We start from the raw sequence: 13,283 nt of genomic DNA, 5'->3' as shown, positions 1-13,283 counted from the left end.
GGACCCTGACCACCGCAATCGCCCGCCCCGCTGCGCGAGATGAAAGCTCCGCGCGCCGGGCGATTGCTCAACCTGCGCCAACCGGCGTAAACACTAACCGGGCTCCGGTCGTGGCTGGATGAAAGTTCAGTGGCAGGTCACTGTCCACAGCTATGATGCGGACTGGTTCCAGGAAGCGCTGAAAGACAAGGGGTTACGCGCCTGCATACCGGGTTGGAAGCAACGCAGGACGATCGTGACATACGACAAGCGCCGCTACAAACGGCGCAATCGGATTGAGATCATGTTCGGCAGGCTCAAGGATTGGCGGCGCGTGACGACCCGATACGACAGGTGCCCAAAGGTCTTCCTCGCCGCAACCGTCATCTATTGGCTATGAGTCCTGACCCTGGACGCGGCTTCGGTTCAATTCAATCTCGTCCACCCATACGGTCAGGGGGCGGTCGATCATCGACTCCAGCCGACGAATATTGTCAAGATAGATATCCACCACATCTGACGGTAGTTCCTTATAATACATAGTGTTGTCTACTTCGATTGGCTTGTAGAGCAGCTTCTGCATCATCGCGCTATTTTTGAGCATGCCAAGCATGCTATGCAATCCCATTGACCGCATATGACCGGCTATCCACTTGCCGAGTTTCCCAATCACACCAATCCGGGCCTTGGAGGCCACACGAACCTTCCTGTCGATTGCCTGATAGTCAAAATACTCGACACCAAGAAAGTCGGTCACCCGACGGGCGAGTGCACGCGGATCTTCCAGAAGGTCATCATATAGGAAAACCAAAACATTCTCGCGCGGAAAATGCTCATAGACATGCCCCAGATCGTCTGCGTAACGCCCTTCGGCGAAAATTCCCCGCTTCTTTCCTACATGCGCTTTTAGGGACGGCTCCACAAGTCCGTGGCGTGCACCGTAAAGGTAGGTCGAAATCACCCTGTCTATCGGTTGGCGCAGACTGCAGATCAGTTTCACATCTGGATAATCCGCGGCAATTCGCGAAATGGCATCGGCATTGTGCAGATAGTCATGGCAAATTTCGCCTGCGACTTGGCCGGGCTTTGCTTGCGCGAAACATCTTTCGTACCAGTCAGTGCCACGATCATAGAACTCATTGAAAAAATAAATGTCTTTCGCGGTTGGGACAAAGATTCCGGGATGCTTCAGGAAGTAGTTATGTAGCCAAGACGACCCAGACTTGCTTGCCCCGACAAAAATGAAATCCGGTTTTTTCATTTTCCTAATGCCCGCGCAGTTTTCTTCAGACCAAGGCAGAGTTGCGGAGGCAGCAGGCAGGCGCCGTAATACCAGAGCCTCGTGCGTCCTGAGATTTCAAAGGTTTTAAACAACGCCGGCAGGCTTTTCCAGTTGACGAGATTCTCGGACCGGCGCGACAAGATCCAAAAAGGGCTGTCATACTGGAAGGTCACCTCGCTCTTGTTAGCGCGATATTCGTCGAGCGTACATTTTCCGTGGCTCTTACAAGATAGCTCGATCATGCGCCACCATCCGTGGATCACATCGAACATCTGGTGCGACCAGCTCGTAACCCGAATATCTCCAGCACGGTTCAGTACCACCGGGTTTCCCCACCATCTGATCTTAGTGTCGTTGGCGAGGAGTATATTCAGGGCTGCGCCTACATGGTTGAACCAAGTTCCCAAGAAGGCTGGATCACGATATTGCCGGTAGGCCGAGCTGCGAAACGCAACCGAGCCCAGAAATCCGAGCTTCGTCCCACGATCAAAAAGGAAGCGCCGCCGCCCTTCTAGGCTGTCAAGATTAGGTGTATTGCCAAGATTGATTACATGGTCCTTCTGCATGCTCAGATCGCTGTAGATATAGCTATACTCGACGATGGTCAGATCCGCATCGATCTCGGCCAATGAGGCGAGAAACGCAATGAAATTAGGTACGTTTAGGCGATCGTCATCACCCACAGCCATGACGAACTCTGTGTTTGCCGAAGATAAGCAGCGGTCGATGTTGCGATCAATTCCCAGATTTTCGGTGTTTCGTGATATCTGGAGATCTCTCAGCTTGCATTCGGCATAGACCCGGGTGGCCTCATAGGCCCGTTCGGGACCTTTATCACTGATGATGATGACCGCAAACTTAGACTGCTTTTGAGCCTCGTGCAGATCGTCAATAAGCTGACAAACTTCTTCGACCCGTTTGTATGCGGGCACCACTATCGTCAGGTTCGTAGTGATATCGTCACTCATAGAGCCGCTCATTCTGTTGAATATTATAACAGCAGGCGTTTAAGATATTTTCCATAGGCAGTCTTTCTGTATACCTCGGCGTATTCGTTTAGTGTCTCGTCTGAAATCCAGCCTTGGGTCCAAGCAATTTCTTCAGGGCAGCCAACCTGCTGACCCTGACGCTCGGATAGGGTGCGTACGAAGTTGCCTGCATCCAGAAGCGAGGCATGGGTGCCAGTGTCAAGCCAAGCATAACCCCGCCCCATCAATTGCACGTCCAGACTGCCCTCCTTAAGGTAAGTTTCCAGTAGTGACACGATTTCCAGTTCCCCACGCGGAGAAGGCGTGATGCTGTGTGCGCGGGCGGAAGCTTCGCCATCTAGGAAATAGAGCCCAGTGACCGCATAATGCGAAGGCGGTACCTTGGGTTTCTCGATGATCTCTTTGGCGATACCCTGCTCGTCAAATGCCACAACGCCATAGCGCTCCGGGTCTGAAACGCGGTAACCAAAGACTGATCCGCCGGTCTCGCGGGCATTGGCCGAGGCCAGCAGGTTGGGTAAAGACGCGCCGTAGAAGATGTTGTCGCCTAACACCATTGCTGAGGGGGTTTCGTTTAGGAAGTGTTCGGCCAGCAGGTAGGCTTGTGCAAGACCGTCCGGAGACGGCTGCGTGATCCACGTGAATTCCATGCCCCATTGGCTGCCATCCTTGAGCAAGCGGCGGAACTGTTCCCGATCATGCGGGGTGGTGATGATCGCCACTTCCCGCACTCCAGCCAGCATCAGCACCGACAGAGGGTAGTAGATCATTGGCTTGTCGTAGACTGGCATCATCTGTTTGGAGACGCCGATGGTGATCGGATAAAGGCGTGTTCCGGAACCTCCGGCGAGAATGATGCCTTTGCGTTTGGTCATATCAGAGCGCTCCCAGGCACGATGGTCAAATAAGATGTCGGTCCCCGCTTCTCGGGGATCTCAGGCCAAGGCCTGCAGTTCGGCCAGAACCGTCTTTAAGTCGTCGCGCCAGTCCGGCCGCACGATGCCGAGATTGGACAGACTGCTGCAATCCAAGCGGGAGTTCGCAGGGCGTTTCGCTAAGGTCGGATAATCCGAAGAAGGGATGTCGATCACCTCGACCGGTCGTTCGGCCAAGGCAAAGATCTTGCGGGCGAAATCGGCCCAGCTGACATCGGGTGCGCCCGCAAAATGATAGGTTCCCGAAACGCTCGCATTGGCTTGGAGGGAGGTGACCGCTTGCAGGCAGGCGGCGGCGATCGGACCCGCTGCGGTCGGGCCGCCGATTTGGTCGGCCACGACGGTTAGCCTGTCGCGGGTCTCGCTCAGGCGCAACATTGTCCTGACAAAATTGCTGCCCTGCGCCGAGAACACCCAAGAAGTCCGCAGGATCACATAAGGCGCTCCAACTGCAGCCACCTTGGTTTCTCCCACCAGTTTCGATCGCCCATAAGCCCCTAGCGGGGCGGTAGGATGATCGGGTGGGAAAGGGGTCGCGCCGGTGCCGTCAAAAACGTAATCGGTCGAGATATGTACCATCGGGATATCCAGCTCAGCGCAGGCTCGCGCCATGGCACCGGGCGCCTCACCATTGACCGTGGTTGCAAGGTCCTCTTCGCTTTCGGCCTTATCGACTGCGGTATAGGCGGCGGCATTGATCACCGCCGTCGGTCGGTGTTCGAGTATGCGCGCAGCACAGGCCGCAGGATCCCTCAGGTCCGCCTGATCGCGCCCGAGAAGGATCGCGTCGGGCGCGCGGCTCGCCAGTTCGCAAGCAACTTGGCCAGCCTTGCCGAAGATCAGCACACTCATGCTTTTGTCCCTAAGCGCTGACCGACGCCGTGGCGTTGCTGCAGTGGACGCCACCAGCTTTCGTTATCGAGATACCATTGCACGGTGCGGGTCAATCCTTCCTCGACGGTGACCGATGGCCGCCACCCTAGTTCAGTGCGAATTCGGCTTGAATCTATCGCATAGCGGGCATCATGGCCGGGACGGTCGGTCACGAAGGTGATCTGATCGGCGTAGGAGCCGCTTGCCTTAGGGCGCTTTTCGTCGAGGATGGCGCAGAGCGTCTTCACGAGTTCGAGATTGGTGCGTTCGTTTCCACCGCCTATGTTGTAAGACCGGCCCAGTTTGCCCTTTTTGACTACCAGAAGCAGTGCATCTGCATGATCTTCGACAAACAGCCAGTCGCGTATGTTGCTTCCATCACCGTAGATCGGCAGCGATTTGCCAGAGATAGCGTTCAGGATAACCACCGGAATGAGCTTTTCCGGAAAATGATACGGACCGTAATTGTTCGAACAATTGGTTAGAACTACCGGCAGGCCATAGGTTTCGTGCCAAGCGCGGACCAGATGATCGGAACTGGCCTTCGAGGCCGAATAGGGAGACCGCGGATCATAGGGCGTGTCCTCGGTGAACATCACTGACTTGTCGCCGGGCAAAGATCCAAAGACCTCGTCGGTCGAGATATGGTGAAAGCGAAAGCTTTCCGGCTTGCCGGCGTCGGTCCAGTATTTACGTGCTGCTTCCAACATGTTGTATGTGCCAGTGATGTTGGTCTCGATGAAGTCCCCGGGCCCGTCGATCGACCGGTCCACGTGGCTTTCGGCGGCTAGGTGCATTATCGCGTCTGGCTTTCGGGTGGCAAGTACCGCATCTAGTGCCGCACGGTCGCGGATGTCGGCTTGCTCAAAGGTGTATTTAGGGCTGTCTGCGAACATCGCCACGTTGTCGAGGCAAGCCGCATAGGTTAGCGCATCGAGGTTAATCACTTGGTGCCCGCGAGACATCGCCAACCGGATCACCGCTGAGCCAATGAAACCAGCTCCTCCAGTTACAAGCAGTTTCATTCCTGAACCTTCTCGAAGATGAAGGGATTGTCAAAATCCTTGAGTGTTTGGGCCGCTTCGTCTTTGGCAGACAGAACGGGTGGCACTCCTGTTTCCGGCCATGCGATGGCAATGTCGGGATCGTTCCAGACAACTGCGCCATCACAGTCGGGCGCATAGAAATCCGAACACTTGTAGACAATCTCAGTGTTGTCGACGAGCGTCATAAACCCGTGCAGAAATCCTACCGGGATCAGCAGCTGTTTACCGTTTTCGAAGCTCAGCTCTGTACCGTACCACTGACCGTAAGTCGGGCTGCCTTTGCGGATATCCACGGCCACGTCGAACAGCGCGCCACGTCCGCAGCGCACTAGCTTGGCCTGGGCATGCGGAGGTATCTGAAAGTGCAAACCACGAATGGTTCCCTTGGCTGCGGACAGCGAATGGTTGTCTTGTACGAAAGAGGTGGTGATGCCGTGATTTTCAAAAATCTTTGCGTTGTAACTCTCGCTGAAGAAGCCTCGGTGATCACCGAAGCGCTTGGGCGCGATCTCGTACACTCCTAGGAGCGGTGTGCTCAAAAACTCTGTCATTTTCCTACCCGTGGAAAAAGTGGCCGCGACCTAAATCAGTTGACAGATACCGGTCTTAGCTCCTCTTTAAAAGCCTAGTGGCTCGAAAAATATCAGATTTTTTTGTGCTGCCGCATTCTATTGCTTTAGAGGCTGACTGGCGTAGACTTCAGGAGCGCCTTGGCCAGAAGATTTTGTGCGTACTACTTCAGGCCATGCCAGCCCTGCGTTCCGCAAAAATGGCGACAGGCTTTTCGGAAAGCTTCTTGAAGTCCGCTCCACCGCGGCGGCGATGTCTTCTTCTGGAATATACAGTAGTTCCGCCCATGGAAGGAAGTAACTTGCTCAGTGAGTTGCTGCCGTCGCCAGCCTTGTCGAGCACGCCACTGACATGGGCTCGTAGAACTGTATCGAACCAGCATCATGTCGGCAGACATGTATCTTGGTTAATGATCAAAACATATTCCTAAGGATTTCGGGCAAGAGGGTGATCTGATCGATTAAGAGAAAAACACAAACCGTCACCCGGGCCAAATCGTGTGACCGAGTTATTTTGAATTACACGAACACATTATCGAAGTCCGAATCCTAAAAAGCATGATTATTACTAGCTTTGGCGCTCTTGAAGAACTGCTGTAGGAGATTCCATTTTTAGCATGGATGTAGAGTACAGTATCATGCTCTTCTTGTCCCGCCCCTAGCACCGTCGACCGTAGCCCTCTTGAAATTACCCCTAAACTGTTGCCATTCATAATATCCGCGGCGCCATAAAGTTAGCGAAAAGCGTCACGATACTACGGGGATATTCACATCAGGTCACAAGCGACCCTTATCTCCCGGTGGGGATTACCACGACAAGGGCTGTTTTCATGATCAGCCCCAGATCGCGCCGCAAAGACATGCTCTTGACGTAGTCCACGTCCAGCTGGACGCGTTCCTCGTAGGAGATGTCGTTGCGGCCCGACACCTGCCACAGGCCGGTCACGCCCGGCTTGACCGAGGTGTAGATCGGGCGGTGGATGCCGTACTTGTGCATTTCAAGACGCACGACCGGACGCGGGCCGACAAAGCTCATGTCGCCCTTCAGCACGTTCCAGATCTGCGGCAGCTCGTCCAGCGAGGTCCGGCGCAGGAAGCGCCCGACGCCGGTGATGCGCGGATCGTTTTCCAGCTTGTGGTCGCGGGCCCATTCGGCCGCGGCCTCGGGGTTGTTGGCCAGGTGCTCGCGCAGCCGGGTTTCGGCGTCCAGGACCATGGTCCGGATCTTCCAGCACTTGAAGACCTTGCCGTTCTTGCCGATGCGGCGGTGGCCGAAGAAAAGCTTCGATCCCTCGCCCGACGCCGTCATGATCACCGCCACGACACCCACCACGATCAGCGCGAAAGGCGCGATCAGAAGGGCGAGGACGATGTCGGTGATCCGCTTGCCGATGATCTTGTATAGGTTGCGCGGCGTAAGGGCGCGCGCCGTGGAAACTCTGAAATGCTCGCCTGTCGCTGTGTACTCGCGCACGGAATAATCCTCGCCTTTGGTCGGAATGTTCGACCCGTTTTATCTCGATCTTCTTCTTTGAACTACGTAACGAAGTTAACATGCTCTTAACAGTCAACCACCCCGGTGCAAATGAATTGGACGGTTGACCCGGGGAGAACGGCACTTTTTTGGGCAGAATTCTGCCGTGTGACGCGTAAACCGCATCATGTCGTCTGTGCAGCCGCAGCAATATTTCTGCGGCTGCGTGATTCGCCGGTGGCGATCGCGCGAATCAACCCTGGGGTGTGCGGCCTTCGAACTGGTCCATGAGGATTTCCAGCATGTCGTAATAGGCGCGCCGGTCCGCCTTGCACATCGCCCGGAACCGGTCGAGCACGTGGCGCGGACCTTTCAGATTGAGCTGCCCGTCGGTCGCCGCTTCACGTGACGGGAAATGCGAGACCGCGTCGATGGCACGCCGCGTCTCGGCGGCGGAGGGTATGTGACGCGCCGCGACGGGGGCCTCTGCCGGGCGGGATTTGCGGCGCGGTGCCTCGGCCGGCACGGTTTCCGTCACCGCCTCCCCCTGCCCTTCCGGGTCCTGCATGTCCGCCTGTCCGGCGGCCCCGGGATTTTCCCCCGTGCGGCTGCCGCCACTCTCCCCAGACTTGCGGCTTGTGCCGCTTTCCTGGCTTTTGCGGCTCCCGCCGCGGGGCGCAAAATCGTCCAGGTCGTCGAAGCTGGGCATCGCCAGCGCCGCGCGGGTGCCCCCGGCCGGTTCGCCGCTCATGCTGCCCTGCCCTTCTCGGCGGCGTCGCGGATCGCGCGTAGCCGGGAGATGACCTCGGTGCGGAAGGCCTCGATGTTCTCCAGCGCCTTGTCGAGGCCGTTGACGTATTTCGGCGACATGCCCGCCACCGTGCCGCCCATCGAGAACATCGCCGCGAAGGCGTCGCGCTCGTGGATCTCGGTCTCGAAGCAGTCGATGTGGGCGTTGCCGCGGAACTGCGCCGCGATGTGCCGCGCGGTGCGCGACTTCACCGCCGCCCGGCTCTGGGTGAACAGCACCGAGTACGGGATCTTGCGCCGCGTCGCCTTCATGTCGCGGTGGATCTCCTGGATCACGTCGAGCGCGGCCAGCGCGTCCTGCTGCTGCTCCTTCATCGGGATCACCACGAGGTCCGACTGCGAGATCGCATAGCTCATCAGCCGCGAGGCGGTGCCCTCGAGGTCGATGATGACGAAGGGATCGCGGGCGGCGGCCTCCTCGATCTCGTCGAGGATGGTCTTCTCGCTGTCGTTGGTGACGACGCTCAGCGTGTCGGGGCGGCCGGGCTTCTCGGCCCAGGTGGTGATCGGGTGCCGGGGGTCGGCGTCGATCAGGGTGGTGGGGCGATGGGCGGCAAGGGCCTGGGCCAGCAGAAGCGCGCTTGTCGTCTTCCCGCTGCCGCCCTTGGAATTGGCGAATGCGATCACCGGCATGGGTGGGTGTCCTGTCATGTCTCGGGCCGCATGGCGCGGACCCGGTGTTGCTGCTCTCCCGCCGTGGCGGGCCTTTGTCTCCGCGTTGCCGCGGGTGGCCTCTCCGGGCCCTGTGGATAACCTTAGCATAGGTTAGGCTACCCTACCAAGGGGAACCTTGGGCTATCTTCAGGTACCTTTTGATAGCCTACCATACCATACCATACCATACCATACCATACCATAGCGTTTGATATCCAAGGGAAGCCCCGGATAGCCACCGGTACCCTGTTGCGGGGGAGATGCCCGGGACGGCGGCGCGGCGTTTGCCCGGTACCCTATGGTACCGCAGGATAGCCCGCATCCCGATCCCCCGTGTTGCCGGTGTCTGGCGGCAGGACGGACGGCACGCGGCAGCCGGTCCATGCTGGGCCCGCGCCCGGCAACACAGGCGGGTACCCCGTGGTAGCCTACCGTACCCCCCGGCACCCCGTCTTAACCTTTCCGACGCAACGTCACGCGCCGCGCCCCCTCCGCCCGGGGGCAAAGGTTAACAACCGGCCGGAAAGACCCCCCTTACCGGCCGGGACTCACCTTAACGGGCGCGAAACGGCGTTCATCTTTGTGCAGGGCCTTGTGGCGGGGCAGGGCGCCGCCCCCCGGATCTTGCGGCGCACGGCGCGTTCATCCCGGCGCACGCCGCGTTAAGGCGGCAATCCGGGGCCCCGCGGACCCCGATTAATGAATGCCGCGCACGGTTTGCACCCCCGTCACACCCCCGGCGGATTGCCTTGGTCGCGGTCGGCCGGTGGAGACAGGGACACCGCCTCGCAGATGTCGCGCAGGGCGGAGCGCAGCCCCTCCTCCAGCGTCGGATGATAGAAGGGCTGGTCCAGCAAATCGCCCGCCGTGGCGCCGGTGGCCATCGACCAGGCCAGCAGGTGGCCCAGGTGATCGGCCCCGGGGCAGAACAGGTCCGCGCCGCGGATCCGCCCCTCTCGATCCGCGTAAAGCTTTGCCAGACCTGTGTTTTCTCCGTCCACGCTGGCGCGCCCCTGGTCGGTGTAATCGGCGTGGCCGGTTATGGGGCCGGTGATCCGGTCGCCGTTCTCGCCCGGGGCCTCGCCCACCGAGACCAGCGGCGGCTCCGTGTAGGTGACGGTAAAGGCCACCTTGCGCGCCGAGCGCTGCGTGTCGGGAAAGGCCACGGCGTTGCGCCCGGCGATAGCCCCCTCGTCCGAAGCCTCGTGCAGCACCGGCCTGAGCCCGTTCACGTCGCCCGCCATGAAGATCGGCGCATCGCCACATTGCAGCGTGTTTTCATCCACTTGCGGCATCCCGTGATCGTCGAGCTCCAGCCCCGCGGCCTCCAGCTCCAGCCCCTTCACGTTCGGCGGCCGCCCAGTGGCGACAAGCACCCGCTCAAACCAGGCCGACTTGCCGTCCCAGTCGATGCGCACCCCGCCGTCCTCGGCCCGGGGCTCGGGCGTCACGCCGAGGTGCAGCTCCATCTCCTCTGCCATGGCGTCCTTCAGCGCTGCGTGCACCGCGTCGTCGCGCACCCCGGCCAGCCGCTCCTCCATGTCGAAGAGCGCCACGGTGACCCCCAGCCGGGCCATGGCCTGCGCCAGTTCCAGCCCGATCACCCCGCCGCCGATCACCGCCAGCCGGCGCGGCAGGTCCTGCAGTTCGAAGACCGTCTCGTTGGTCAGCTCCACCTCGCCAAGTGCCTGATACGGCTCGGGAACCATGGGCGAGGAGCCGGTGGCGATCACCACCGCGCGGGCCTCCACCCGGCGGCCGTCGTCCAGCTCCAGCGTGGCGGGGCCGGTGAAACGCGCCCGCGCCTTCACCCGCGTGCCCTCCGGCAGGTTGTCGAACCCCTCGCGTACCGAGGCGGCAAAGCGGTCCCGTTCGGCGCGCAGCCGCGTCATGACCGCCGGGCCGTCGACCCGGACCTCACCCGTGTGCACGCCGAACAGCGCGGTGTTGCGCGCCCGGTGCGCCGCGCGGGCCGCGGCAATCAGCAGTTTCGAGGGCATGCAGCCCACCGTCGCGCAGGTGGTGCCGTTGAAGGCCGGATCGATCAGCAGCGTCCGCGCGCCCTGCCTGCGGGCGCTGCGCTCTGCCGCAAGCCCAGCCGTTCCGGCGCCGATCACCGCCACGTCACACGTCAAGTCTGTCATGAATGCCCCCTTGGTCAGCTAGGCCAACGGGGCAGGGGGGTGGGGGGTTCCGACAAACCGCCGCCAGCAGCGGCCTGTACACGCCCATGCCGGGGCAGGGCGGCGTCAGCCGGCCTCAGGCACGGTAGTAATCGCGGTACCAGTCGATGAAGCGCTTCACGCCCTCGCGCATGTCGGTTTCCGGACGGTAGCCGGTCAGCCGCTCCAGCAGCCCCGCATCCGCCCATGTGGCGGGCACGTCGCCGGGCTGCATGTCCATCATGTTGCGCGTGGCGGTCATCCCCAGCGCGTCCTCGATGGCCGCGATGAAATCCGTCAGCCGCTCCGACCGGGAATTGCCGATGTTCACCACCCGGTAGGGGGCCACGGGGCTGAGGCTGTCGCCCTCCGGCACCAGGCCGTCCTCCGGGCGCTCCGGCACCGCCTCCGTCATCAGGAGCCGGATGGCCCGCACGAGATCCTCGACATAGGTGAAGTCGCGGAACATGTCGCCGTGGTTGTAGACGTCGATCGGATCGCCGTTCAGCGTCGCCTTCACGAACTTGAAGAGCGCCATGTCCGGCCGTCCCCAGGGCCCGTAGACGGTGAAGAAGCGGAACATGGTGGTCGGGAGCCCGTGCAGGTGGGCATAGGCATGGCCCATCGCCTCCGTCGCCTTCTTGGTGGCGGCGTAGATCGTCATCGGCGTGTCGGCCTTGTCGGTTTCGGCGAAGGGCATACTTGTGTTGGCGCCGTAGACCGAGGAGGTCGAGGCCATCATCAGGTGCCCGACCTGGTGGCGCAGCGCGCCCTCCATCACGTTGAAGGTGCCGGTGACGTTGGCGTCGACGTAGGCCCTTGGGTTTTCAAGAGAATACCGCACCCCGGCCTGACCCGCGAGATGCACGACCACGTCCGGCCCGAAGGCGTCCATGGCGGCGTCCAGCGCGCCTTGGTCCTCCAGCATGGCCTCGGTGGCGGAGAAGCCGGGGGACTGCATCAGCATGGCGTGGCGGCGCTGCTTGAGCGTGACGTCGTAGTAGTCCGTCATGCCGTCGAAGCCCGCCACCACGTGACCCTCGTCCAGCAGCAGCCGGGCGAGGTGGTAGCCGATGAATCCGGCGGTGCCGGTGATGAAGATGCGCATGGGCCGGGCCTCCTTAAATAGTGCTTGGCCCGCATTCGGCGTGAACGCAAGATTAAGGATAGGCATGTGGAACCGGAAGCAACGAACTCGAAGGATCCGGGCCTAGTTGGAGGCGCGGACTATTCATTTCTGCAAAAAAAAGACATTGCAATCTCTCTTGGACTTCTCACACAAAAACTTGTGCAGAGCCCAGGTGTTCATGTCGAAAGTGTGGGGGTCGATACAGGACAGGTGTGCGTGCAGTGCACGCAGGCGTTCGATGTTCATGGTATCCTCCGACGGATATGGTTTTTTAAACCCGAGATCAGGACCTTGGATCAGGATCGCGGACCTTGGATCGCGGATCAGGATCCGGCTCGGGTTCGAGGCGGTTTAGACCAGTGGTGGCGTGCGGGGGAACCCGCATTTCCGTAAATAGCCTGAGGGCGGTAGCAGGGGCCTCAAGCAAAAAGTGTTAAGTCCCCGAGGATCATTTCATTTCTCTAAATAAAATAACATTTACGAAAATTAACTAAAAACTAGACTACTGAAATTTCTTTTGGGGACTTAACAGTTCTCTCTTCTATTCTCTCTTCTCTCTCTCTTTCTCTCTTCTTCTTGGAAAAGGGGAAAGAGAGAAAGAGAGAGAGAGAATAGAGGAAAAAACAGAGTTAAATCAAAGGCTTACGAGCGTTTAACGTAAATGCAAAAAAGAGGATGTGTCAGCTAACCAGCTGTCTTCCTTGGCCTTTTCCTCGATCCTGCAAAACGGCCGGCGGGAGCCCTACTCCTGGCCAAATCCCGCCCGCAGTACACCCTCAGGTTGTGTCAAGCGGAGATTACTCGCATAGTTGAACGATTGAACAATTGTTTTGCACCCCAGATTGCACACGCGCAGGGAGAGACGAGAGGGACGCAATGCACGCATCCGGGGTGCAAAACGCCCATCACCGCTCCACGAGAGCGGTCACGAGAACGAGCGCGACGAAGAACACGCCGCAAACGATTGCTGCTGACATTGGTTTCCTACCTGTCTTTGGGTTTCGAACCCGAACCAGAAGCGGGGGCGGGGGCAGGGGCAGGCGCCGGGGCGGCCTCAGTGCCAGGTTCTGGATCAGGTTCGGGATGGGATTAGCGCCGGGTCTCGCCGCACGCCTTGCGAAGCCGATACTCGATCAGCTCGAAGAAAAGATCGGGATCCATGGGGTCTCCTAGAATATTCTAGAACATTCTAGATCATTCTAGAATATTCTAGATCGGCCCCGTCGGACCCCGGGTTAGACCCGGGATCGTCTGGGGAGGATGCACCTGGCCGGGTGCTCGGTTAGCGACCGTCGGTCGCAAAGCGGGAAGAGATTTCCGGACGGCGGGTCCGCTTGGAGCGCGGGCTGTGCATGGCCGCGGTGAAAGGATCGGGTTCGGG

General features: G+C 59.7%; 12 protein-coding genes and 1 pseudogene. 1 reads left to right on the top strand and 12 read right to left on the bottom strand.

Annotation, left to right across the window (positions count from 1 at the left end; all coding sequences use genetic code 11):
* Positions 1-148: 148 nt before the first annotated feature.
* Positions 149-379, top strand: a pseudogene (locus tag ACU0DV_RS07455) (transposase); the annotation flags it as partial.
* Here ACU0DV_RS07455 and ACU0DV_RS07450 read toward each other — a convergent pair.
* The 12 genes from ACU0DV_RS07450 to ACU0DV_RS07395 form a co-directional block, all read right to left on the bottom strand.
* Positions 374-1,240 (bottom strand): sulfotransferase family protein, encoded by an 867-nt coding sequence (locus ACU0DV_RS07450; RefSeq protein ID WP_446194792.1) that lies wholly within the window; start codon positions 1,238-1,240, stop codon positions 374-376. The pseudogene ACU0DV_RS07455 and the gene ACU0DV_RS07450 overlap by 6 nt on opposite strands.
* Positions 1,237-2,229, bottom strand: coding sequence for a glycosyltransferase (locus ACU0DV_RS07445; protein ID WP_446194791.1), 993 nt, complete (start codon positions 2,227-2,229; stop codon positions 1,237-1,239). Before ACU0DV_RS07445 ends, ACU0DV_RS07450 begins: the two co-directional genes overlap by 4 nt.
* Positions 2,230-2,252: 23 nt before the next feature.
* Positions 2,253-3,125, bottom strand: a complete 873-nt coding sequence (rfbA, locus tag ACU0DV_RS07440; protein WP_446194790.1) for a glucose-1-phosphate thymidylyltransferase RfbA — start codon at positions 3,123-3,125, stop codon at positions 2,253-2,255.
* A 60-nt stretch (positions 3,126-3,185) separates the two neighbouring features.
* The gene (gene rfbD, locus ACU0DV_RS07435) at positions 3,186-4,037 is read right to left on the bottom strand and encodes a dTDP-4-dehydrorhamnose reductase (protein WP_446194789.1); all 852 of its coding nucleotides are present in this window, start codon (positions 4,035-4,037) and stop codon (positions 3,186-3,188) included.
* Positions 4,034-5,083: a dTDP-glucose 4,6-dehydratase gene (gene rfbB / locus ACU0DV_RS07430; RefSeq protein ID WP_446194788.1), complete on the bottom strand. Its 1,050-nt coding sequence runs from the start codon at positions 5,081-5,083 to the stop codon at positions 4,034-4,036. The genes rfbD and rfbB overlap by 4 nt, the downstream gene beginning before the upstream one ends.
* Positions 5,080-5,655: a dTDP-4-dehydrorhamnose 3,5-epimerase gene (rfbC, locus tag ACU0DV_RS07425; protein ID WP_446194787.1), complete on the bottom strand. Its 576-nt coding sequence runs from the start codon at positions 5,653-5,655 to the stop codon at positions 5,080-5,082. Before rfbC ends, rfbB begins: the two co-directional genes overlap by 4 nt.
* Positions 5,656-6,463: 808 nt before the next feature.
* On the bottom strand, positions 6,464-7,147 hold the full coding sequence (locus tag ACU0DV_RS07420; RefSeq protein ID WP_446194786.1) for a sugar transferase: 684 nt from the start codon (positions 7,145-7,147) through the stop codon (positions 6,464-6,466).
* Positions 7,148-7,400: 253 nt separating this feature from the next.
* Positions 7,401-7,898 (bottom strand): hypothetical protein, encoded by a 498-nt coding sequence (locus ACU0DV_RS07415; protein ID WP_446194785.1) that lies wholly within the window; start codon positions 7,896-7,898, stop codon positions 7,401-7,403.
* Entirely contained in the window at positions 7,895-8,590 is a 696-nt protein-coding gene (locus tag ACU0DV_RS07410) for a ParA family protein (RefSeq protein WP_100931599.1), read from the bottom strand. The genes ACU0DV_RS07415 and ACU0DV_RS07410 overlap by 4 nt, the downstream gene beginning before the upstream one ends.
* Before the next feature lie 749 nt (positions 8,591-9,339).
* A complete protein-coding gene (locus ACU0DV_RS07405) occupies positions 9,340-10,755 on the bottom strand; it encodes a dihydrolipoyl dehydrogenase (protein ID WP_446194784.1) in 1,416 nt (471 codons plus the stop codon).
* Positions 10,756-10,870: 115 nt separating this feature from the next.
* Positions 10,871-11,881, bottom strand: a complete 1,011-nt coding sequence (locus ACU0DV_RS07400; protein ID WP_446194783.1) for an NAD-dependent epimerase/dehydratase family protein — start codon at positions 11,879-11,881, stop codon at positions 10,871-10,873.
* A 123-nt stretch (positions 11,882-12,004) separates the two neighbouring features.
* The gene (locus ACU0DV_RS07395; RefSeq protein WP_446273537.1) at positions 12,005-12,148 is read right to left on the bottom strand and encodes a hypothetical protein; all 144 of its coding nucleotides are present in this window, start codon (positions 12,146-12,148) and stop codon (positions 12,005-12,007) included.
* Positions 12,149-13,283 lie beyond the last annotated feature (1,135 nt).

The organism is Sagittula sp. (assembly GCF_052825245.1).
This window is presented reverse-complemented; position numbering and strand designations above follow the sequence as displayed.

Bases quoted from the DNA above. Each gene is read 5' to 3' on its own strand.
- ACU0DV_RS07450 (WP_446194792.1), bottom strand. From the start codon at position 1,240: ATGAAAAAACCGGATTTCATTTTTGTCGGGGCAAGCAAGTCTGGGTCG.
- ACU0DV_RS07445 (WP_446194791.1), bottom strand. From the start codon at position 2,229: ATGAGTGACGATATCACTACGAACCTGACGATAGTGGTGCCCGCATAC.
- rfbA (WP_446194790.1), bottom strand. From the start codon at position 3,125: ATGACCAAACGCAAAGGCATCATTCTCGCCGGAGGTTCCGGAACACGC.
- rfbD (WP_446194789.1), bottom strand. From the start codon at position 4,037: ATGAGTGTGCTGATCTTCGGCAAGGCTGGCCAAGTTGCTTGCGAACTG.
- rfbB (WP_446194788.1), bottom strand. From the start codon at position 5,083: ATGAAACTGCTTGTAACTGGAGGAGCTGGTTTCATTGGCTCAGCGGTG.
- rfbC (WP_446194787.1), bottom strand. From the start codon at position 5,655: ATGACAGAGTTTTTGAGCACACCGCTCCTAGGAGTGTACGAGATCGCG.
- ACU0DV_RS07415 (WP_446194785.1), bottom strand. From the start codon at position 7,898: ATGAGCGGCGAACCGGCCGGGGGCACCCGCGCGGCGCTGGCGATGCCC.
- ACU0DV_RS07410 (WP_100931599.1), bottom strand. From the start codon at position 8,590: ATGCCGGTGATCGCATTCGCCAATTCCAAGGGCGGCAGCGGGAAGACG.
- ACU0DV_RS07405 (WP_446194784.1), bottom strand. From the start codon at position 10,755: ATGACAGACTTGACGTGTGACGTGGCGGTGATCGGCGCCGGAACGGCT.
- ACU0DV_RS07400 (WP_446194783.1), bottom strand. From the start codon at position 11,881: ATGCGCATCTTCATCACCGGCACCGCCGGATTCATCGGCTACCACCTC.
- ACU0DV_RS07395 (WP_446273537.1), bottom strand. From the start codon at position 12,148: ATGAACATCGAACGCCTGCGTGCACTGCACGCACACCTGTCCTGTATC.